Below are 21,055 nucleotides of genomic sequence, written 5' to 3'. Positions count from 1 at the left end.
GCGCAGGTGGGGCGGGCTCCCTCCGTTCCCAGATTGGCACTCCACCGCGGCCCTGCCGCGTCTTCAAGGAGCTGCCGATGATGAAGCACTGGCGTCCACTACCGCTGCTGCTGGCCCTCGCGGCCGGCTGCGCGCCGCTGATGGAGGACGAAGCGGCGCCGCCATTGACGGACACCGCGCAGGCCGCGAGGGATGGGCGTGAGTGGAAGCCCTGTGGCTCCACCCCGCGTCTGCTGAGGGACATCCGCCCGGGGCTGGAGGATGGCTTCATCCACAGCCAGGTCCACGGCAACGGCGCCCTCTTCTTCTCCGCGAGCGATGGCACCCATGGCTCCGAGCTGTGGCGGAGCAGCGGCACGGGCGGCACCGGCACCTTCATGGTCAAGGACATCGCCGTGGGGCTGGACAGCTCGGGCCCCACGGACCTGACGATGGTGGGAGACCGGCTCTTCTTCATCGCGGACGACGAGGTGCGGGGCCGGGCCCTCTGGGCGAGCGACGGCACGGAGGCGGGCACGTACCTGGTGAAGCGGGTGCTCCCCATCGACGCCAGCCAGGCGGACGGGCAGACGCTGGTGGCCTACAAGGAGCGGCTCTACTTCTCGAGCGTGCTTCCCGACGGCACCGACGGCTACGAGCTGTGGACGAGCGATGGCACGGAGGCGGGCACCTTCATGGTCGCGGACCTCGCCCCGGGCCCGGACGGCTCCTTCCCGCGCCGCTTCTACGTCCATGACGGCTCCCTCTACTTCGTCATCAGCCAGGGGGACGAGAACTGGCTGGTGCGCAGCGAAGGCGGGCCCGGCGTCACTCCCCTCTTCAAGGTCTTCGAGGACACGGTCATCTTCCGCATGAAGTCCGTGGGCCGGAAGCTCTTCTTCCTGGTGGACCCGGACGAGGGCGAGGCCGACCTCTACGTCACGGATGGAACGGCCGCGGGCACGCGCTTCCTCCGGTTCTTCCCCGGTGAGTACCCCCACGACATGGTCGCGCTCCACGGCAAGCTGTACTTCAGCGCCGGCTCGGGCACTCCGGAGGGCGAGGAGCTGTGGGTGAGCGACGGGACGCGCTCGGGCACGCGGCGCGTGAAGGACATCCGGGCGGGTGCGACGGGCTCGGAGCCCGCGTTCCTGACGGTGGCCGGAGGGCGCATCTTCTTCGCCGCGGATGACGGCGAGCGCGGACGCGAGCTGTGGGTGAGCGACGGGACGACGCGCGGCACCGTGCTCTTCAGGGACCTGGAGCCGGGAGCCCCAGGCTCCTCGCCGTCGGACATGACGGCCATCCAGGACTGGCTCTTCTTCGGCGCGACGACCGAGGGACGCGGGTCCGAGCCCTGGGTGAGCGACGGCACGGCGGCCGGGACGCGAGCGCTCGACGAGGTGGCTCCGGGCGCGGCCTCGTCGTCGCCTCGAGACTTCATCCGCTCCGGCTGGGACGTGTTCTTCACCGCTGATGACGGGCGTACCGGACGCGAGCTCTACGCCTTGCCCTTCCGTCCGGAGGACCACTGCTCCCAGGCGCGGTAGCACGGACTGTCAATGCACTCCGGCCTGGACTTCCCCCTGGAAGTCCAGAGCAGGGCGCTCCAGGAGCGCGTCCATCCGGTCGAGCATGAGCGCGAAGTCGGTGAGGTGGCGCGAGCCGGTGTAGCGGGTTCGCACCAGCTCGTGGGCCCGAGCGCCGAGGCGCGCGGCGAGATCGGAGTCACACAGCAGGGTGTGCACGGCGGCGGCGAACCCGGCGAGGTCTCTCGGGTCGCGCACCAGCAGGCCATTCACACCATGCTCCACCTGGTCTTGGATTCCGCCCACCGCGCTGGCCACCACGGGGCGCGCCTTCCACATGGCCTCGGTGACGGTGAGCCCGAAGCCCTCCTGCAGGCTCTTCTGCACGACGACGGCCGCGTGGCGCTGGAGCGCGTTGACGATGGCGGCGTTCTCCTCCAGGTCCGCCATGGGCAGACACGCCAGGTGGACGCGCTGGCGCAGGGCGTGGGGCAGCTGCCGCCACAGCGCGGTGACGGCATTGAGGGTGGTCGCCGCCTCGGGGTCGTCGGCGACGGACGTCACCGCGGGGCCGGCGAGGACCAGCTCCGCGCGCAGGCCGGGGTTGTCGCGCACGAGCTGGGCAAAGCCTCGCAGCACCCCCGACGGGTCCTTCAGCGGGTCCCAGCGCGACACCTGCACCACCAGCGGGGTGTCTGGCGCGGGCGCACGACCCAGCCGCACGATGTCCGCCCCGCGCGACACCCGGGCCGGCACCCCGTCGATGCGGGTGAACACAGGCGCGGGAGTGCCGGGGCTCTCCGCCACCAGTCCCGTCCGGGCCAGGATGGCGCGCGAGACGTCCGGTGTCAGGGGCTGGTTCTTCACCGCGAAGATGTCGATGGAGGGCTGGATGATGACGGCGCGGTCCGAGAACTGGGGCGGAACGTAGGCCGCACGGGAGAAGACGGTGAGGTGCGCGGAGGCGAGCCCTGGCGCGAGGAACTCCCACGCGCGCGCCACCTCGGCATTCGGGGTGTCACACCCGATATGGCAGCGCCACACCACGATGGCGCCCACCGCGACGAGCGCCGGCGCGAGTCCCGCCGTCTGCGGGTCGTGCAGCACCGCCACATCCCCTGGCTGCACCAGGACGAGCAGCTCCTCCGCGTTGTCGCGCAGCACCTCGTCGTACAGCGCGCGCTCGGTGGCCCCCAGCGGGGAACCGTCTCCTGGGGAGCCATGCAGCGCGTGGTGCAGCCGCTTCGTCACCCGGAAGAAGTCCGGCGTGCCCTCCAGCACCATCCAGCGCGCGTCCACGCCCGCGCCGCGCACGTAGGCGAGCAGCCGAGGGAGCATCTCCGCCACTCCTCCGCCTCGTGCGGTGGAGTTCACGTGCCAGAAGGTGTGGCCCGCCATGCGGACGCGGGCCTGCTCCGCGTGCGCCTGGAGCGCACGCCAGCCCGCCTCTCCAATCACCGGCAGGAAGTGAGAGAGGGACTCGGCTCGGATGTGCACTTCGGAGGGCTTGAGCATCGCTCCGAAGGTGGGCCCGTCTGGAGGCAGGCGGTACCCTTTCAGACGGCAGGCAGGACGGCGATGGCCAGGCCGTCCGCCAGTGCCTCCCCGCGGACCGGAGAGAACGACGCCTCGCGCCCTGGCCAGGCGGAACCTGCCAGGGGCGAGGCGAAGGGAGCCCACTCAGTGGAGGGCGTCGGGGTTGCGCAGCAGCCGGCCCTGGACCCGGTCGTTCATCGCCTCGGGTGAGACGAGGAACTCCCAGTAGAACACCACCGAGCGTCCATCCCCCACCGACGCGAGTGACGGCGCGAACTCCCCGCTCTCATGCGTGGAGATGGGGAAGCGCTCCCGCACCCGGCCCTCGCGCGACACCCGCGCGCCTTCGATGTCCGGCACGTCGAAGGTGCTGCTCCCCGGAAGAATGAGCGGCTCCGAGGACTCCCACGCCACCAGGTAGTCGCGCCCATCGAAGATGACGGTGGGCTCCTCCTGCAGCTCGGGGCCGGTCGCCACGAAGGCGTCCACCGGCTCCAGCACCGCGCCCTCACGGGTCACCCGCCGCATCCGGAGGTCCCCGCTGTCCACGAAGAGCTCATCGAACTCGGCCCACACCACCAGCGCCTCCCGCCCGTCCGACGCCACCGTCGCGTCCTGGTACGAGAGGTCCGGGCTGTCCGGCGCAACGATGAGCGGCGACGCGTCCAGCACGCTGCCCGTGGCGGACAGCCGGAGCGCGCGAAGGCCCTCGAAGAAGAAGAAGCCCTCTGCGCGGGTGGTGCGGTACACGAGGAGGTAGCCGCTCCCCAGCGCCGTCATCGCGGGCTGCCCCTGGCTGACGCCCGGAAGCTCCGGGGTGATGCGGAAACCTCCAGGGTCCAGCACGTCGCCACCGCGGCTCACCCGCGTGCCCCAGACGCCCGTCCCCGCGCGCTCGTCGGTCCAGGTCACCAGGAAGCCGTCACCGCTCGAGGCCACCGCCGGGCTCGCCTGGGTCTCCGGCGCCACCGCGACCTCCAGGCCCGCTGTGTCCAGCAGCTCCCCCGAGCGGCTCACCCTCGCACCCCGGATGTCCCGCAGGCCGTCCGAGCCGGGCTGCTCCCACACCACCAGGAAGACCCGTCCATCCCAGGCCACCTGGTGACCGGAGGCCTCCGGCCCCGCGGGAAGGAGGATGCCGCGAGCATCCCTCACCGTGCCATCCGGCCGCAGCCGCGCGGCGAAGAGCGCGGGCCGCTCGGGCGCACGGAAGTCCCTCCACACCACCAGGTACCCGTCCGCACCGGAGGTCACCACCGGAGACATCTGCGCATCCGCCGCCCGCGTCAGCACGGTGCCGCGGCGGTCCAGCGCGTCCCCGTCCCGCTCCACGCGCGTGGCCAGGATGGCGCTGCCGAAGGAGATTCCCTCCCGCAGCGAGGCGTAGCTGACGAGGTAGCGGTCGGCCCCCGCCGCCACCGCGGGACGGCCCTCGTCCGGGTAGTCGCCGTGCGACACGAGCAGGCCCGACTCCTCCACGGTGGCGTCCTCCTTCACCTTGGCGCCCCGGACGCGCAGCGCGCCGTCCCGAGCGTCCTGCCAGACGACCAGGGAGCGGCCCCCGAGATGCGCCACGCGTGGGAGGCGCTGGTCACCGGGCGCGGTGGAGATGGGGAACCCGTCTGTCTCGTCCACGCGTCCGCTCCGGAACACGCGGGCCCCGTAGATGTCGCGGTCCACGCCGCGCGCGTCGTCCCACACCACCAGGAAGCGATGGCCCGTCCACACCACCGAGGACACGCGCTGCTCGCCCGGCGCCGAGGAGATGGGGAAGCCGCCCGGGTCCCGGATGGTGCCGCCCGCGAGCACCCGCGCCCCGTAGATGTCCGGGGTGTCGAACCCACCGCGGCTGTCCGTCCACGTCACCAGGAACTGGGTGCCGTCCCACGCCGCGGCCGGCTCACCCACGATGTCCGTGCCGCCTCCGGGCGTGAGGTACGTCAGCGTCGGCGAGAGCACCACGCCCGAGGACGACACGCGAGAAATGGCCAGGTCCGAGCCCTCGTCATCCGACACGGAGAAGCCGATGACACACACGTCCGGCGAGCAGGCGAGGCCGGGGGCGCCACCGCCCACCTCGCCAGAATTGAGGACGGTGAAGCGCCGGAGCACCCTTCCGTCCGAGCCCACGTGGACGCCGAAGACGCCGTCAGCCACCCAGGCGACGACGAACTGGCGCCCATCGAACACCACATTCGGGATGCCCGGGTCGAGGCTGCCGCTCACGTTGAGCGGAATGCCCGCGGGGTCCAGCACCGTGCCGTCCGGCTTCACGCGCGCGGCGAACATGCCGCCGGGCCGCTCGTCCCTCCACACGACGAGGAACTGCCGGCCATCCCACGCGACGGAGCTGTCACTGGCCGCGAACTCCCTCGGCTCCAGCCGGGGCTTGTTCACCCCGAAGGGCCGCGACACGAGCACGTCGCGAACCCGAGCGACGGCGGCCTCCTCCGAGGGCACTGCCAGTGCTTCCTCCTGGACGTCCCCGCGCGCCTCCCCATCCCCGTCGGGAACCGGTCCACACGCAGCCGCGCACAGCACCAATCCCAGCCAGACGTACCGCCACCCCTGCCCCTTCACCGTGTTGCAATCGCTCGCCATTCCGCCCCCCTCCACCTGCGGGCGGAAGGTGGTGGCGAGCGAGGAGGCACGACAATCGCCCGCAAGACGGCGGACCTGGGTGGCACAGCACGAATGACGGCACTGCGGTGCAGGGCGATTGTGGGGAGCGCAAACCCCAAGGTGTGGGGTGGCCTCCAGGGCTCACCGCCCGCGCCAGGGCCGTGCTCCGAGGCAAGCCCGAGTGAACACTCCATGGCATGTGACTTGCCTGGGGGCCGCTCATGTCCCCGCATCTTTCGAAGGCTTCCGGTGTTCGGCGGAGGCTCACCATTCCATGGTGGGCGGTCGCGCGAAGTGCGCGTTCCCTGCTGTGGGTCTTGCCGTTCCTGTTCTGGCTGGGCTGCTCCGGCAATGTCTCATCACCGGGTCCGGAAGGGCCTGGTGGCGAAGACGCCGGCTGCGTCGAGCCCCCGGCCGATGGTGGCTCCGACGCGGGTGTGCCGCCGGCCGACGTGCTCGTCCCCAGCCGCCTGCTGCGGCGCACCGCGCTGGCGCTGAGGGGAGCGCCTCCGACGGACGAGGAGTACGCCGCGCTGGAGGCCGCCGGGGACGAGGCCGCGCAGCGCGCCTACGTCTCGGCCTTCGTGGACCGGACGCTCCAGCAGCCGACCTTCTACCGGACGTTGTTCGAGACGGCGCGCGACTGGTTCAACATCCCGCCCGTGGGGCCGTCGGCGGATCCGCCGGAGTATGGCCTGCAGCAGCAGCGCTCCATCGTCCGGTGCCCGGAAGGCACCCCGAAGGCCGGAGCGTGGAAGTACTTCCGCTACGACCAGGATGCCTGTCAGGGCCTGAAGCCGGATGGCACGCCCGCGGAGGAGCGCTCCCTCGAGGCCTGGTGGGCGCCGGGCGCGACGACGAAGCTGGTGGGCTTCGCGGCGAGCGTGTCGCCCACGGGGCAGTCCTACGACGCGAGTGGCTTCCCGGTGACGGTGAACTGCGCCACCGCGGGCCCCGTCGCGAACTGTGGCTGCGGCCCCGCCGCCGCGTACTGCCACGCCGACACGGGGAGCTATCCGGGCTGGGAGGACTACGGGCTCCACAACCCGCTGGGACAGCGGCGGCAGGTCGCGGAGGAGCCCGCAAGGCTGTTCGCGCACCTCGGCTGGCACGACCGGCCGATGACGGACCTCATCCTCGGCAACTACTCCGTGGGGCCCACGCGCCTGCAGGCCGCCTACGTCATGCAGGGGCTCGCCGGCGAGCTGACGTACCTGCTCGAGGACGACTCCTGGTGGAGGCCGTCGCGCTTCGCCAGCGCGCCGGTGGACCCCGAGCACTCCCAGGGTGACCCGAATGCCTGGCGTGAGTACCTCGTCGCGGCCCGCAACCCCTTCTTCCTGGAGGAGCGAGACTACCGGTACGACCCGCGCACGCAGACCGCGGCGATGAAGGGCATCCCCGCCGCGGGCATGCTCACCAGCCTCGGCTTCCTCAGCGCCTACCCCCGCGAGCGCGTGCGCGGCGCGCGGGCCCTGGAGATGCTGGCATGCGAGGAGCTCTCCCCGCCGCAGGGCCAGGAGTTCAACGAGTACAAGAGGGATCCGGGCACGGAGGGGCCCTGCCAGCACTGCCACCGCCGGTTGGACCCGGCGGCCATCCACTTCAAGCGCTTCGCGAAGATAGGGCACGGCTTCGAGGGCCATGGCGCGACCTACCCGATGCCGGGCATCGGCAAGGTGTGGCACTGGCCCGCGCGGTGGCGCACCGGCGAGTACCCCTATCACGGCGACCCGTTCAGCCACTGGAACCGCTGGTACATGCCGGACACGCTGCTGACGCCCGTCACGGAGGCCCAGGCCCAGGTGAACCCGGAGGCCGTGTTCATCGACTTCCTCCCGCCGGACCAGAACCTGCTGGGCCAGGTGAGTGACGGCACGGTGGGGCCGCTGGGCTTCGCCAAGCTCATCGTCGCCTCGGGCTCGTTCGACCGGTGTGTCGTGCGCCACCTGCACGCGCGGGTGATGGGGCGGGACATCAACCCGGCGCGGGAGGCGGGCTACCTGGAGGAACAGGTGGCGCGCTTCATCGCCGGGGGTCGCAAGGCCCGGCCGTACGTCAAGGCACTCACGCAGTCCGAGCTCTTCCAGAGGGGGCGCTGACATGAACCGCTACGCATTGCTCCTCGTGCTCCCCTGGCTTGCCGCCTGTCGCTCGGAGGGGACTGCCTCCACCATCCGCGGCCAGGCGCAGGCGGCCTGCGGCACGCCGGCCACCTCGGAGACCCTGCGCGTCATGGAGGGCCTCAAGCCGCACTGCGCGGGCTGTCACGAGCAGGGCGCGCGCGGCTACTTCGCCTCGGTGGAGGCCTTCCAGGGCCTGCTCGTCTCGGACACCCGGCTGGTGAAGGCGGGCAGCCCCGATGACAGCGAGCTGGTGCGGCTCTTGGAGGGCCGGGGCACCGGCTCCTTCAAGCAGATGCCCATCGGCCAGAAGACGTACGCGCAGCTCGTCTCGGAAGGCACCGCGACGCTCTCCGTGGAGGCGGTACGCGCCTGGGTTCAAGGGCTCGGCGAGCAGCAGCGCGATGCCCGGCCGGACCGCGACGCCCCGCGCATCACCCGCATGAGCGCGGACCAGATGCAGCGCGCGCTCTATCAGCAGCTCGGGCTGGGGTACGACGACTTCTTCGTCAACGCGAAGGAGTTCGGCTTCGACATGGCGGAGTCCCGGGGCGAGGAGTACCTCCCGCTCCAGTCGCCGGACGCCATCCCCTCCCCCCGGCAGTACATCAGCGGCGAGCGCTACCACGGGCTGGGCGGAGGCTCGGTGATGAACCAGGTCTCCGCGGACCAGACCCCCTCGCCCACGCTGGCACTGAACCTGACGCAGATCTCCCAGCGCTGGTGCCGGCGGGCCTTGGACAAGCAGGACAACACGGCGCTGTTCCCCAAGGGCGCGGCGCGCACGGCGGACCCGGCCGAGGTCAAGGCCACGCTGAAGCGCTGGTCGCTCCACTTCCTGGGAGAGCGCTTCACCGACGCGCAGGTGGACGAGCTGTACACGGACGTCTTCGTGCCGCTCGCGACGCCGACTGACACCGAACCCGCCTACGTGGGGGTCTGCTCGTACTTCATCCGCCACCCGCACTGGGTTTTCTACTGAGGCCCGCCATGAAGCTCTCTCGTCGCAATCTCTTTCAAGCGGCCTTCGGGGCTGCGCAGGTCGGGCTGCTGGCGCGGTATGGACTGCCGACGGCGATGGCGCAGTCCGCGTCGGGCAGACCCACGAAGATGCTGGCCATTTACCTGGTGGGCGGCCTCCATTGGGAGTCCTTCTTCGCGCCGATGACTCGCGCGGGCATCCAGAAGTTCATTCCGCCCGCGCAGGGCGGCAGGTACGCCTACGGGTACAACCCCGAGCAGGTGGAGCACCTGGACCGCTCGCCGGTGGACCTGCTGTCCCCCGGGCCGGTGCGCAAGCTGCGCGTCCCCGTGTACTGGAACTGGGCCAACCCGGCGGACGAGGAAGGGGCGAATCCCGTCGTCAACAACGCCCAGGTCTACCGCCCGGACGGCTACGTGTGGGCCAACCCCCGGTACAAGCTCTACGACAAGGCGGTGCTGCTGGTGGGAGCGGACCAGGGGACGGCGGCGCATGCGAGCGGCCTCATCGCGAGCATGTCCGGTGTCGCCGGCTCCACCTTCCGGGCTCCGGCGGTGCAGGCCGTGGTGGCCAACGCGATGGCGTCACGCTTCCCGGACCGGCCGCTTCCCAATGTCGCCCTGGGTGGGCCGCTGCCGATGGCGCTCGGGCTGCCCGCGCTGGCGAACCCGACGCTGCTCCCCTCCAGCGCGTCGGTGGAGCCCACGCTCTCCGACCGGCGAGCCGGCACGTGGCACGGCCTGCGAGCGCGGCAGGAGGTGCCGGACCTCGCCTTCGACGGCACGCCGATGTCGGGCACGGTGCCCGCGACGGCGGTGGACGCGGCCCTGCTCAAGGCGGTGCGCCGCGAGCGTGGCACCTCCAGCGCCGGAACGGACGGGTACCTGGAGCAGCTCTACGACACGTACAAGGGCGCCAGCCGCACGATTCGCCGGGACATGCTGTCGGTGCTGGAGAAGACGCCCGCCTGGGAGAAGCTCAAGGCCGACCCCGCCTATCCCGAGGACTGGATGGCCTGCATGGGCTATCGGGATGCCTGCGGCAAGATGGACTCGATGGGCGACTATGCGTTCGCGCTGCAGCTGTTGAAGTCCGACCTGGTGACGACCGTCACGCTGCGGGGGACGAGCATCGAGGGCTTCACCTTCGACTCCCACTTCGTCAACGGGCAGATCACGCATGCGCAGTACCTGCGCATCGCCTTCGAGATGGTGGGGCGCATGTGCCTGGAGATGAGCCTGACGCCGAGCCGCTCGGACCCGTCGCGCTCGCTGCTGGATGAGACGCTCGTCTACGTCTACAGCGACTTCGGGCGGACGTTCCCCAAGGTGGGCAGCGACCACCACCCGGCGACGTGTGCCCTGCTGGTGGGGGGCGGCATCCAGGGGAACCAGATGATTGGCGGTTACGACGAGCGGATGGAGGGCTCCCCCATGGGCATTCCGGTGAAGCTCGTCGAGGAGTCCGGGGACGTAGTGACGCGGACCCCGAACTCGCAGGACATCGCGGCGACGGTGCTCGGCGCCTATGGGCTCATGCCCGGGAAGGACTTCTTCATCCCGGGAGGCTACGGCATCTTCGACGGCGTCGTCAGGCGCTGAGCGGAGCGGTGACGCGGGCGCGCGTGAGTGGCGCCCGCGTCAGCAGCCCTGGGCCTCGAGGTTCCGGGAGGGCCGCGCCGTTCGTCAGGGGCGTGTCAGAAGCAGCGCGCCCTGACGGAGATGCCGTGAGTCGAGGAGCTGCCGGTGAGGTACCAGGAGCCCGCCGATTCGAAGATGTCCACGTACTCGTTCCAGCCGGAGAACTCACCCGCGAGGTACGTCAGGGCGCAGACGCGGTTGGTGGACTTGCCCATGTGCTCGGCGTAGGTCTGGCCCTGGTTCCAGAAGTACTCGCCGCTGTAGGAGGGCACGGTGATGCACCGGGCCCGGGCGCGTCCATAGGCCTTGCTCGAGGAGCCGAACAGGAACCAGGAGCCGCCGCTCACGTAGGCCCGGACCCAGTGCGCCGCGCCATTGAAGTCGCCATCCACGCGCGTAAGGAAGCACACCCGCCCCGAGGCGGTGCCCATGTTCGTCGGGAGGCTCTGGCCCGGCGTCCATTCGTACTCGCCGGAGAGGGTGCCGCCGCTCCGGCGAGCGCACCGGCCACTGGCCTGTGTGGCACCGGCGTTGCCGTGGACGTACCAGCTCGCGTCGGCCGCGAAGACACGCACATGGTCACCGGGACCATTGAAGGCCCCCCGGACCCGGTCCAGGAAGCAGAACCGGTCCGAAGTGGTACCCATGGGGGTCGCCGGATTGGGCGTCGACCAGGTGTATCCACCAGACGAGGGCAGCTCCTGTTCCGTGGTAGCCAGGACAGCCTCGGGCTCCGTCCCTGATTCCTCCAGCAGCTCCTCGGGGCCGCAGCCGCCCAGGGTGGTTGCGAACAGCAGGACAGCGAAGCGGGGGTTCAATCGAAGCAAGGCATTCTCCTTGGAAACTCCGGTTGGGGGACCGGAGGAGGCCAAGGTGCGGCGCGACGCCTGTAATGCCAAACGTGAATCGGCGGCTCTGCTGCCCGGTGAATGGGCCTCCCGCCTGTGGGGCATGAGGCGTGTCGATTAACGCCTGTCTTTGCTGAAGGGCTCCAGACAATTTCAGAAAATGAGGAATTCCGAGTTCAAGGGGCGCGAGGGACCCACCCATGCGTGTGAAGCGGCAGGCCCCAGAGGCGTGCCCTGGTGTCCTCGCCCCCACGAATGACGGACCGGGGCGAGCCTCTCACCCGCAGCCGCCTGTTCCCGGGCAGATGTAGCCGTAGCCTTGCCACAGATACTCACAGTCCGCCCAGGACATGACGTGGAACTCGTCGCAGCGGGTCCGATACTCACGGCCACAGGAGGAGTCGCGGTACTCGTCGATCTCCTGCACGCCCCAGATCTCCGCGTAGACCCACCAGTTCTTGTCGAAGAAGTGCTTGAACCTGCGATCGGTCTCGACCCATTCGCCGTACGGCCAGCAGCGGTCGCAGGTCCAGGACTCGCCACACGTGCTCATGCGAGCCGGGTTGTAGTAGCAGTCGCCGTCGCAGGTGTAGCAGTCCCATTCGCAAGGACTGCTCGAGGTGCAGAGCTCCTCGCACATGGGCTCCTGCGCGGACGCGGTGCCGGGGACCGCGAGCGGCCCCAGCAGCAGGGCACCGATGACAGCTCTCGAAACAGGAATCGTGCTCATCTTCATACCTCCGCGCAGGTGCTGGCGGGAGCCATCGCCCTGGCTGGCGCGACCTCGCCCCCCAGGAAGGCAGGTCCGCGAGGAGACATCTGTGATCGATGAAGGCTCACTCTGGAGCTGCCCGAGCCGCATCGCCCCCGCTTCACTCCATGGGGGCAAAGACGACGCCGCCCAGGACCAGGGCTCGCCCGCCCCCGTCCTCTGACAGCCACAGCGTCCACGACTCCGGGGACAAGAAACGGTCGGCTTCCGCCTCCACCAGGATGCGCTCTGGAGCATCCGAAGTGACAGGCGACGCCTGCCACACGGACAGGATCTTCAGCAGCTCACCTCCGGGCCCCGCAAGCGACGCGTTCCGTGCCGTCCAAGGCGCCCCGGGCTCCTGGGCTCGCAACAAAAGCTCCACGAGCACCCGGCGGGCCGCGCGGTAGGTACGCAACTGCTTCGTCACGAACGCACCTTGTCGCCCCCGGACGGCCACGTCTGAGAGGTTCCGAGCCACGACTCCGCGATCAGCGAGGGCTCCGGAGACCCGCAGGGCCGTCAGGCCTCCGGGCGCGGTCTGGGCCCGGTCCAGCGCCTCCTGACACTGGAGCACAGCGGCCCGGGCCTCTTGCAGCTCACGCGGACATGACTCCACGGGGCGTGGTTCGCAGAGCACCTCCACCAGACGATCCGCCCGGTCCCTGCTCACCACCAGGCCGAAGGTGGCCATCTGGGGGGCCTCGCCATCCTCGAAGCGCACGGTCAGCCGCACCGTGTCTCCCGACTTCAGAGCATCAGAGGGCACCAGAAGGAGGACGAACTCGCCCGAGTCCGCCCGCGTGAAGGAGGAGGCCCGCTCCAACTCCACCTGGAACCGTCCCGACGAATCACGCGCAAGCTTCTTGTCGAAGGTGAGCACCGTGGAAACACCGGCACGAATATGGAGCTCGGGCTCCGTACCGGCTGCACCGGCGCGCAAGTCGATACGTCGGAGGCCTGTCTCGGGCAGAGGCGGCTGCGCGGCGGCGTCCCGGCCCGTCACGAGGACGAGCGCCAGCAGAGAAACGGGGAGTAGGCGCATGAAACGGAATCTCCTGGAGGTCACGCCCCTGGCTCTCATGAGGGCAGCCTCTGGACGAGGCTGCCGCCGGACAAAGGCCGCGGCCCGTGCGGCGGCCAGCACCGTGTCACTTGAAGCGCTTCACCTGTCCGAGCTTCGCCACCGGCAACGTGATGACCGTGCCGGGTTCCGCTCCTGGCCCTTGCACCTCCATGCCCTGGCGAAGGTCGCCATCCATCAACTCCATGCAGACGGGGAAGCGCCGGCCATCCTTCGTACGAGCCTCGGTGAACCAGCCATGGACGCGACCCTCGGCGAAGAACAGTCGCCCAGCCACGGTGGTCCCGACTTTAGGCAACGTCCCCCACAGATCTTCGATCACGAACACCACGGGCCCCTCTCTCAGGATGGCCTCGCTGCTCATCTCGAACGGAATGAAGCTTCCATCTGGGAAATCGGCGCCGACCTTGCCGATCTGGAGCTCCTTCATCGCCTCCACCGAGCCCTGCGGGCACTCCTCGGGCGGAGGCCGCGCCTGTCGCAGCGCCGCGAGAGCCCGAGGTGGCTCGGCCTGCTGGGGACCGGAGCAGGCCGCGCCGAGGCATGCGGCGACCGCCCCAACCGCGGCGCGCACTGCATCCGGTGTCTTCACGCGCTTCGTCGCGGCAGGCTTGGAGAGTGTAGGAGTCTTCACGTCAGAGCTGTCCTGGGTCTGGGTCATGGCCGCAGCATCCGCGCTGGCCGGGCTCTCCTCCAAGGACGTCGCCACTGCCATCCCCGGCGCCGAAGTCCCGCCAGGAGCATCCCCCGCCCGAACCGACGCGTCTGCCAGCGGCCGAGCCTGAGTGGAACCAGCCTCCAAGCCCTCGGAGGAGGCCCCTACCCCTCCCCCGCGCCAGCTGGCCACCGCGGTCACGAGGCCAAGCACCGCCAGCCCCCCCACCACCATCAGGACCGCACGACGAACGCGCCGCCTTCCCGTGACGCTGGCGGCCCGCCCTCGAGGCCACGTGTCACGGTCCACACGAACCAAAGTCAGCGCGGGCGCCGTGGAGTCCGCCACGGCGGAGGGCGGCGACGACATGCGCCCGCCGACGAACCGCCCACCCGTCGAGCGCGCCCGGGCGGGGCTCTCCCGCGCTGGAGGTGGAGTGCCCGGAGCCGTGGGCCAGTCCGGCCGCACCGTGCGCCGAGCGGAGGGGTCTGCCAGCTCCGACCCCGCTTCCCAGGCGAACACCCGCTGCTCCCAGGCTTGCACCGGGCCGAGCTCCATCGCGGCCACGAGCGCCTGATGCAGCTCGTGTCCGGCCCCGTAGCGAGCCTGGGGCTTCTTCTCCAGCAGCCGGGCCACGACCTCGCTGAGCGCCGGAGGCACCCGGCGGTTGATGGCGGCCACGGGCGGCGGCACGTGCGCGAGGATGGCGAGCATCAGCAGGTCGCCAGGAATCTCGGGAGGGAACGGGTAGTGCCCGGTCAGTGCGCGGAAGAGACACACGCCGAGCGCATACAGGTCGTCGGTAGGCTTGAACGCATAGCGCGCTCCGGCCTGGCGGAAGTGGAGGCGGTGGAAGTCGAGGGCCTCGGGGCTGCGCAGGTGCACGGTGCCCGGAGGCACGACCGTCGAGGTGAGCGTGCTGGCCCCCTCCTGCCGTCCCACGCCGAAGTCGATGAGGATGGGCTGCGAGTCACTCGAGCGGATGAGGATGTGCTCGGGCTTGAGGTCCCGGTGGCGCACACCCCGCGAATGCAGCCAGTCGAGCGTCAGGGCGAGCGAGCCCGCAACGAGCGCCAGCTCGCGCAGCGGAGGGTTGGAGGTGTCCGCCCAGGTGTGCAGCGGCAGGCCCTGGACCCAGTCCATGACGAAGTAGAGGTGGCTGCCGGCCATGGACTCCCAGTGGCCCCAGTCGTGGACGCGCACCACGTTCGGGTGCTTCGTCCGCGCCAGCAGCGCCACCTCGCGCTCGGCGCGTGGGTCTGACGGCCGCAGGGCCAGCTTGAGCGCATACATCACCCCGGGGGCGTCCACGTCCTCCACCCGGTACACAGCGCCGTAGCTGCCACTGCCGAGTGGCTCCAGAACGCGCCAGCGGTTCACCCGCGCGCCGGGCCCGAGCGCCCATGGATAGGCCCTGCTGTCTTCCACTGGTCCGGACATGCCCCGCCTCGCCACGAGTCGGCGTAGAACCTAGCAGGTCATGCGGGTTCTTGCATACCTGCCAGCAGGGGTCCGGAAGAATGCTGCGGACAGGCCGGGCCACGGACCGCCCTCCGAAAGCCTCGCCCGAAGCGACGTCCGCGAGCCCGCGCCGCCGAGCCACGGGCGCGTCAGGGTGCGTCAACGCCAGACGCGTCAAGCCCGGCGGTGTCAGCTTGATAGCCACTGGAGGCAACCGGATTGGGGTGCCCGGGATAATCCCTCCAGGCCCCATCCAGGCCCCTGTTCCAGCCCAGAGGAGCACCGATGACGTCGATCAAGAACCGTCCCGGCGTGCTGCAGTCGCTCGTTGCTCCGAAGCCGCCGGAGCAGGCGAAGGCCGCGCTCCCTAAGTCGCGGCGCCAGGCTGTATCGGATGGGTTCGAGCGTCCGACGCGGGCCCAGGTGCCCGTGGAAGGTGAGGCCCGGGCGACCCAGGCGAGCTTGCTGGCGAACAGCACGGAGCAGCTGCTGCGCTTGAGTCCAGGGGGCACGGGAGTCGTGGCGCAGGCGCTCGCCGCGCAGGGCACGGGCTCGACGGGCACGCTCTCCGAGGCGGAGCAACAGGAGGGCTACGAGATCCTGAGCTACAACGATCCGGAGAAGCTGGACGCCTGGCTCGCGGCGCATCCCGACCCGGCGAAGCGGGCCGCGATGATGGAGTACCTGTACCAGTTCCCGGAGGCGATGGGCGCGCTGCTCAGTGAGCCCATGTCCGAGGAAGCCAAGGCGAACATCGGCGGCGCGCTGGGCCACGCCTTCGCCGCCGGCAAGGTGACGGCGGAGCAGATAGCCACCAGTGCGGAGTACACGTGGGACAGCACCGTCTACGGAGAGGTCATCGGGCAGTCCCACAACCCGAGGCTCATCACGACCTTCGTGGATGGGGTGATGGCGAGCACGGGCCACGGGGATGATGGGAGGGACCCGATCCGGGCCCAGGCGGCGGCCTTCGCGCTCGCGGGCCTGCCGCCGGCGGGTCTGGACACGTACCTGAACACGCACGGCGACACGGTCCACGACATCCTGTCGATCATGAACGGGAACAGCGAGGGCCGCACTCAGGAGGCGCTCGGAGCGCTGCTGTCCTCTGCGGCCAAGATCCGCCACGGCGTGAGGACTGGCAGCGTGTCGGACGGCCTCATCAACCTGTTCATGGAAGCGGTGCCGCTACTCGGAGAGAACCCGGCATCCGTGCAGGGGGCCACGGAGTTCTTCATGGCGCACGGCGACGCGATGCTTCGCAACCCGAAGTTCTCCGACGAGACCGGCTTTCTCACGCCGGCCGCGGAGAAGACGCTCAGCGAGTTCTGGGCGCGCACGATGTTCCAGGGCTCCGACTACGAGAACAAGGACGAGTTCACGCAGTGGGTGTCGGAGTGGTTGGGAGACATGACGTCGGACCTGTCAGCGGTGCCGCGAGGTCAGGAGGCGACGGACGGAGATAGAGCGGACGCGGTCCGGCTCGGGAGCATCGTCGGCACGCTGGAGACCGGCTTCGAGACGGCCATCGAGCGGTTGGACCAGCGCAATGAAGCCATCACGGGAATGGTGGACCTGGTCTTCCAGCTGAAGGACCTCATCCCCGGAATGAAGTTCCCGGGAGCGGACCAGGCGGTGGACGTGACGGTCGACGTCGTGCGCGACTGGGTGGTGGGCATGCTCACCGACGACCCGGCCAGTCCGAACGCGGCAGTCCCCTTCCATGACCAGTTCGCCTTCGATCTGGACAACCAGGACCTGCGCGAGAGCTACGCCATCGGACGCGGCGAGACGCACGACAACGACCACGTCGGCATCCGCTGAGAGGCCGCCGGGGGCATCGGACTACCTCACCGGAGGTCTGGCTCCCATTTGCGAACCAGGACGTTCAGCGAGGACTCCATGGAGACCGCGCCCAGGATTCTTCTGAGCGTTTCGGCATTGCTGCCCCCCAGCGTGAAAGCCACCCTGTTGCCGACTCTTGCCCGCGGGACGCCATCGCAGAGCATGGCCGCATCGGATCGTTCATACAGTCGGCAGAGACTCCCGGTAAGTACCGGCTGGGTGAACCCGAGACCGCTCATCACCGGGTCGAGGTGAGATAGGAAGTCAGCCTCATCGCCCTCGAGGAGTCCTCCACACTGCTGCGGCATATCGCTCACCCGGTAGCTGAAGAGCGCGTCCCATGCCAGCTTCTCGCGCAGCGTCTCGAACATGTCGTAGAGTTCACCGCCCAGCGCATCTCGCTTTGTCACCAGCGCATCGTCCCGTGCCGGCGCCTTGAAGTCGTAGAACAGATGCAGTGGCATCATTTCATCTGACTCGTAGGCAATGAGCAGGAACCGGGGATCAGGTTCGACCATCCCTTCTGCGTAACAGTCGAGGATGCGCCGCACCGAGAAGTCCAGCGTCGAGTAGGACAGCGGCCCCATGCTCTGTCCCATGCGGCTCAGGAACCACCGGTAGAAGGGAGGCAGGGGACGGCCTGCAATCCTCTCGAGCTGCGAGATCTCATCGGGTGTGCTGCCCTTCCACTGCTCAGCGAGCCCGGGCACAATTCTCGGGAGCAGGCTTTCCAGCCCGGGCTCCGGCGACATCTCTGACTCTGGCATGTGACTTCCTTGACGTCAGTGCTCACACTTCTTCGACGTCCAGGTGATGACCACCGCTGACGGCAAGCGCTATCAGCGCCTCTGACCAGACCGGCCCTACTCACTGGCTCCATCTGATGGGGCGGTTGCCTCCAGGGCCGCCTCGCGTTCGACGACCTTCTTGCGCTCCTCCCAGGCGTTCAGGGCTGATGCCACATGATGGAGAGAGTGGCGCTTCAGTCTTGGGTGGTGCACCGCGAAGTAGTGCTCTCCGGCGATTTCCACGAAGGAATAGGGATTGGCTGGGTGACTCATCAACCACGCCTCTGCCTCTGCGCGTGTAGCAAAGGAAGGCCGCTGTGAGGGAATTCCCCTGGCGGTCAGTGCCTCCAGCGCCGGCTCGATTGCATAGTCGAGACACATGCCGCGCGTATTGTCCTCTCTCTCATACCAGAATTGATAGTACTCATCGCCAATGAGGATGCGGGCCGGGCTCGGGGGTTCCGCGCTCCCCTTCAGCCAGGCCTCCGCCTCCTCGTGGCTGATGAAGTGCGCGACGGTCACCGGGGCAAGGTCCAGCAGATGGTTGAAGAAGTCCTCGACCTCGTCGACCTGTCCGGTATCCGCGATGAAGTTGATGAGCGCGACGAGAACGAGCACGTGCTGCTGTTCGGGCGAGGGAGTTTCGCTCAGGGAATTGAGCAGCAGCTCCACCGCCTGTTGCGCGCAAGTATTTGTGTGCGCGCTCATGCGTGCGCTGACGTAGCGCTGCCCTACGTCTCCCATCTCTTCGAGTGCGTCTTCGAAACGGTAGACCTGGCCTGTGACGTTTACGAAGTAGCTGAGGGTGCGCAAATAGAGCCAGAGCTTCTCCTCCTCCGCCAGACCCTTCAAATTTGCTGCTTGCCGCCGAGACGCGATGAGAATCGCCGTTTCCGCAAGAGCATCATGAATCTTCACCTGCATGCCTCCGCGAGCTGGGTGTCGAGGGGCAGCGCCGGGGAGCTTTCCGCCATGATCAGGAGTGGCGCCAGAACGAGTGCCGCTCCCCCTGAGCCAGCGACCACCACGGCGAAAGCCACACCGGCAATGACCACGACAGCCCCCACGACGAGTTCAGTGCGATGCCTCTTGACCCAGTCAATGGCAGGATCTATCGCATCGAACTCGGCTGCGTACTGTTCTGCCCACTCTCCGCGTCCCTTCTTGCACTCAATCGAAACCTCCATGCAGTTGCGCGGACACCACCAACTCCTGGCGGCGCGCCACGACTGTACCCGTGTGTCCCTGTATTCGCGATGACCAATGACGAAGGGTCGGCTGCTCGCGAGACAGTCATTCACGCACTGCTCATGCCGACCATCGCAGTACGCATTCAAGCCCGAGGTGGACGCGCGCACGATATTTCGACGGAGGTGTCTCGTGCTCAAGGTGTGCTGGAACGTAAGGGACCGGTCCAGCCCAGGGTGCCGGCGGACGAGGAGCGTGGCAGGTAGAGCGCGTGAATGACGGCGCGCCGACGAGCCTATCGCTGCTGAGCCTGCTGCTGAGCCCACGCCTCGGGGAGGAGTTCCTTGAGACGGGAGGCCGGGAAGCGGGTGTCGCCGAGCTTGGGCAACACGTCGCGGAAGTAGGCCCAGGGGTCCCTGCCCAGCCGGTAGCAACTGAGCACGAGGGAGTAGACGGACGCGGCCCGGCGTCCGGCCTCATCGCTGCCGAGGAAAAGCCAGTTCTTCCTTCCCAAAGCAATCATGCGGATGAGGCGCTCGACTTCGCCGTTATCTACCGGCACGCGTCCGTCCTCGAGGAAGCGGCCCAAGGGGACGTAGCGGTTGCGCGCGTACCCTATGGCCTTGCCCAGCGGCGTCTTCGGGGGCACGTGAGGGGCCCAGGAGTCCAGCAGCTCGAAGAGCTCCGCGTAGACGGGGGCGCTCTTCTCCAAGCGCAGGCCCAGGCGCGCCTCGGGGGAGAGGGCCGCCTCGGTGGCCTGGCGCTCCACGGCGTAGAGTTTCTGGACGAGGGCCAGCACCGTGCCACCGCGCGAGTCGCCGGCCTGGTGGGCGCGCTCGAAACCGCGCCGTGCGTGCATCCAGCAGCCCACCTCGGTGCGAGGGGAGGCGGGGCCGAAGAGGGCCTCGTAGCCTTTGTAGCCGTCCACGACGAGGTAGCCGCGGAAGTGGGCCAGCACCGCCTGGGGGCCCTTGCCGCTCCAGTCGGGGGTGTACTCGACGAAGACGTTGCCGCCCTGGCCGACGTAGGGCCACAGGTGGCCTCGCTTGACGCCGCGCGCGTCGTCCTTGTCGAGGACGCGCACGCCGGTGTCGTCGGTGTGCAGCAGCCAGTCGGCCAGGGTGCGGCGTTTGAGCTGCTCCACCACGGGGGCCAGCACGTCGCTGACGGCCGCCACCCAGTCGCCCAGGGTGGAGGCGGGCAGCTTGACGCCGTAGCGCTGGTCGAAAATGGCCTGCTGGCGGTACAGGGGCAGCCCGTCGCGGTACTTGCCCACCAAAAGCTGCGCCAGCAGGCCCGAGCCGGGCAGCGCCCCCGGCAGCGGCGCCTCGCCCGCGGGCGCGGTGGCCACCCCCTCCTTGCAGCGCGAGCACGAAAGCTTTGGCCGCTTCTCCACCCGCACGTAGAAGCGCGCCGGCTCCAGTTCCAGCCGCTGACTGACTTCCTCGCCAAAGGCCTTGCGCGGCTCGCCGCACTCCGGGCAGGTGCACTCCTCGGCGGAAGGCTGCACCACCACCTCGCGCCGCTCCAGGTGCGCCGGCAACGCCTTCGCGCCGCGCAGGGGCGGGCGCCGGGACTGCTTCTTCGGCGCCTGGCCTTCCGGGGCGGCTGAGGACGCCGAGTCCCCTTCGTGGCTGGCGGGCCCGGCCGCCGCGGCGCAGTCGGCCGCGGGCGCGTCGGCCGCGGTCTGGGTGAGCAACTCCAGCAGCAGCTGCAGCTGGCCCGCCGGCGCCTTCTCACTCTTGCGCCCGTACAACTGCCGCAGCGCGTGCTTCAGCCGCACCGCCGTGGACGAGTGCGCCTCGCGCAGCTGGCCCAATAGCCCCAGCAGCAACTCAATGGCCTCCTCGCCACGCCCCGCTTCCAGCAGCTGCCGCATGTACGCGCGCACCGCCTCCAAGTCCTTCGCTTCCCCGGGCGGCTGCTGCTCCTCGTCCAGGGTGCCCCTCTCGTCGGCGACTGTCTCGGGCGTCGTCACGCGCGCCCCCCGTATGCAATGCCTCAGGTAGGGCGCGCAACAGAAG

General features: G+C 69.4%; 15 protein-coding genes. 5 read left to right on the top strand and 10 right to left on the bottom strand.

The genetic code is table 11. The features are described from left to right. The first annotated feature begins 77 nt into the window (after positions 1-77). Positions 78-1,529, top strand: a complete 1,452-nt coding sequence (locus LXT23_RS32855) for an ELWxxDGT repeat protein (RefSeq protein ID WP_253984321.1) — start codon at positions 78-80, stop codon at positions 1,527-1,529. 9 nt (positions 1,530-1,538) lie between these two features. Here LXT23_RS32855 and LXT23_RS32850 read toward each other — a convergent pair whose 3' ends face one another. Then, a complete protein-coding gene (locus LXT23_RS32850) occupies positions 1,539-3,023 on the bottom strand; it encodes a glycosyltransferase (RefSeq protein WP_253984320.1) in 1,485 nt (494 codons plus the stop codon). A gap of 165 nt (positions 3,024-3,188) precedes the next feature. Next, positions 3,189-5,645: a hypothetical protein gene (locus LXT23_RS32845; protein ID WP_253984319.1), complete on the bottom strand. Its 2,457-nt coding sequence runs from the start codon at positions 5,643-5,645 to the stop codon at positions 3,189-3,191. Between the two features lie 338 nt (positions 5,646-5,983). Here LXT23_RS32845 and LXT23_RS32840 point away from each other — a divergent pair, with 338 nt between their 5' ends. Genes LXT23_RS32840 through LXT23_RS32830 form a run of 3 tightly spaced genes read left to right on the top strand, consistent with a single transcriptional unit; the run spans position 5,984 to position 10,372 of the window. Next, a complete protein-coding gene (locus tag LXT23_RS32840) occupies positions 5,984-7,768 on the top strand; it encodes a hypothetical protein (protein WP_253984318.1) in 1,785 nt (594 codons plus the stop codon). A 1-nt stretch (position 7,769) separates the two neighbouring features. After that, positions 7,770-8,771 (top strand): hypothetical protein, encoded by a 1,002-nt coding sequence (locus LXT23_RS32835; protein ID WP_253984317.1) that lies wholly within the window; start codon positions 7,770-7,772, stop codon positions 8,769-8,771. Positions 8,772-8,779: 8 nt separating this feature from the next. Next, positions 8,780-10,372: a DUF1501 domain-containing protein gene (locus tag LXT23_RS32830; RefSeq protein ID WP_253984316.1), complete on the top strand. Its 1,593-nt coding sequence runs from the start codon at positions 8,780-8,782 to the stop codon at positions 10,370-10,372. A 95-nt stretch (positions 10,373-10,467) separates the two neighbouring features. Here the strand turns inward: LXT23_RS32830 and LXT23_RS32825 are convergent, their stop codons facing one another. The 4 genes from LXT23_RS32825 to LXT23_RS32810 all read right to left on the bottom strand — a co-directional run bounded on the left by LXT23_RS32825 (position 10,468) and on the right by LXT23_RS32810 (position 15,189). Continuing rightward, on the bottom strand, positions 10,468-11,058 hold the full coding sequence (locus LXT23_RS32825) for a hypothetical protein (protein ID WP_253984315.1): 591 nt from the start codon (positions 11,056-11,058) through the stop codon (positions 10,468-10,470). A 478-nt stretch (positions 11,059-11,536) separates the two neighbouring features. Continuing rightward, on the bottom strand, positions 11,537-11,989 hold the full coding sequence (locus LXT23_RS32820) for a hypothetical protein (RefSeq protein ID WP_253984314.1): 453 nt from the start codon (positions 11,987-11,989) through the stop codon (positions 11,537-11,539). A gap of 142 nt (positions 11,990-12,131) precedes the next feature. Then, the gene (locus LXT23_RS32815; RefSeq protein ID WP_253984313.1) at positions 12,132-13,055 is read right to left on the bottom strand and encodes a DUF2381 family protein; all 924 of its coding nucleotides are present in this window, start codon (positions 13,053-13,055) and stop codon (positions 12,132-12,134) included. Between the two features lie 106 nt (positions 13,056-13,161). Beyond that, entirely contained in the window at positions 13,162-15,189 is a 2,028-nt protein-coding gene (locus LXT23_RS32810) for a serine/threonine protein kinase (RefSeq protein ID WP_253984312.1), read from the bottom strand. A 306-nt stretch (positions 15,190-15,495) separates the two neighbouring features. Between LXT23_RS32810 and LXT23_RS32805 the strand changes: the two genes are divergently transcribed. Beyond that, the gene (locus LXT23_RS32805; protein ID WP_253984311.1) at positions 15,496-17,034 is read left to right on the top strand and encodes a hypothetical protein; all 1,539 of its coding nucleotides are present in this window, start codon (positions 15,496-15,498) and stop codon (positions 17,032-17,034) included. A 26-nt stretch (positions 17,035-17,060) separates the two neighbouring features. Here LXT23_RS32805 and LXT23_RS32800 read toward each other — a convergent pair whose 3' ends face one another. The 4 genes from LXT23_RS32800 to tnpC form a co-directional block, all read right to left on the bottom strand. Continuing rightward, entirely contained in the window at positions 17,061-17,822 is a 762-nt protein-coding gene (locus LXT23_RS32800) for an SMI1/KNR4 family protein (protein ID WP_253984310.1), read from the bottom strand. Positions 17,823-17,918: 96 nt separating this feature from the next. Then, positions 17,919-18,767, bottom strand: coding sequence for a hypothetical protein (locus LXT23_RS32795; RefSeq protein WP_253984309.1), 849 nt, complete (start codon positions 18,765-18,767; stop codon positions 17,919-17,921). Next, entirely contained in the window at positions 18,758-19,030 is a 273-nt protein-coding gene (locus LXT23_RS32790) for a hypothetical protein (protein ID WP_253984308.1), read from the bottom strand. Before LXT23_RS32790 ends, LXT23_RS32795 begins: the two co-directional genes overlap by 10 nt. A 296-nt stretch (positions 19,031-19,326) precedes the next feature. Then, a complete protein-coding gene (gene tnpC / locus LXT23_RS32785) occupies positions 19,327-21,009 on the bottom strand; it encodes an IS66 family transposase (RefSeq protein ID WP_253984307.1) in 1,683 nt (560 codons plus the stop codon). Positions 21,010-21,055: the final 46 nt, after the last annotated feature.

It is taken from the genome of Pyxidicoccus xibeiensis, assembly GCF_024198175.1.
Taxonomy (GTDB): Bacteria; Myxococcota; Myxococcia; order Myxococcales; family Myxococcaceae; genus Myxococcus; species Myxococcus xibeiensis.
The sequence above is the reverse complement of the archived record's forward strand: the minus strand, read 5'-3'. Positions and strand labels throughout refer to the sequence as shown.

Coding starts and splice junctions, on each gene's coding strand:
- LXT23_RS32855 (WP_253984321.1), top strand. CDS start 78: ATGATGAAGCACTGGCGTCCACTACCGCTGCTGCTGGCCCTCGCGGCC.
- LXT23_RS32850 (WP_253984320.1), bottom strand. CDS start 3,023: ATGCTCAAGCCCTCCGAAGTGCACATCCGAGCCGAGTCCCTCTCTCAC.
- LXT23_RS32845 (WP_253984319.1), bottom strand. CDS start 5,645: ATGGCGAGCGATTGCAACACGGTGAAGGGGCAGGGGTGGCGGTACGTC.
- LXT23_RS32835 (WP_253984317.1), top strand. CDS start 7,770: ATGAACCGCTACGCATTGCTCCTCGTGCTCCCCTGGCTTGCCGCCTGT.
- LXT23_RS32830 (WP_253984316.1), top strand. CDS start 8,780: ATGAAGCTCTCTCGTCGCAATCTCTTTCAAGCGGCCTTCGGGGCTGCG.
- LXT23_RS32825 (WP_253984315.1), bottom strand. CDS start 11,058: ATGGGTACCACTTCGGACCGGTTCTGCTTCCTGGACCGGGTCCGGGGG.
- LXT23_RS32820 (WP_253984314.1), bottom strand. CDS start 11,989: ATGAGCACGATTCCTGTTTCGAGAGCTGTCATCGGTGCCCTGCTGCTG.
- LXT23_RS32815 (WP_253984313.1), bottom strand. CDS start 13,055: ATGCGCCTACTCCCCGTTTCTCTGCTGGCGCTCGTCCTCGTGACGGGC.
- LXT23_RS32810 (WP_253984312.1), bottom strand. CDS start 15,189: ATGTCCGGACCAGTGGAAGACAGCAGGGCCTATCCATGGGCGCTCGGG.
- LXT23_RS32805 (WP_253984311.1), top strand. CDS start 15,496: ATGACGTCGATCAAGAACCGTCCCGGCGTGCTGCAGTCGCTCGTTGCT.
- LXT23_RS32800 (WP_253984310.1), bottom strand. CDS start 17,822: ATGCCAGAGTCAGAGATGTCGCCGGAGCCCGGGCTGGAAAGCCTGCTC.
- LXT23_RS32795 (WP_253984309.1), bottom strand. CDS start 18,767: ATGCAGGTGAAGATTCATGATGCTCTTGCGGAAACGGCGATTCTCATC.
- LXT23_RS32790 (WP_253984308.1), bottom strand. CDS start 19,030: ATGGAGGTTTCGATTGAGTGCAAGAAGGGACGCGGAGAGTGGGCAGAA.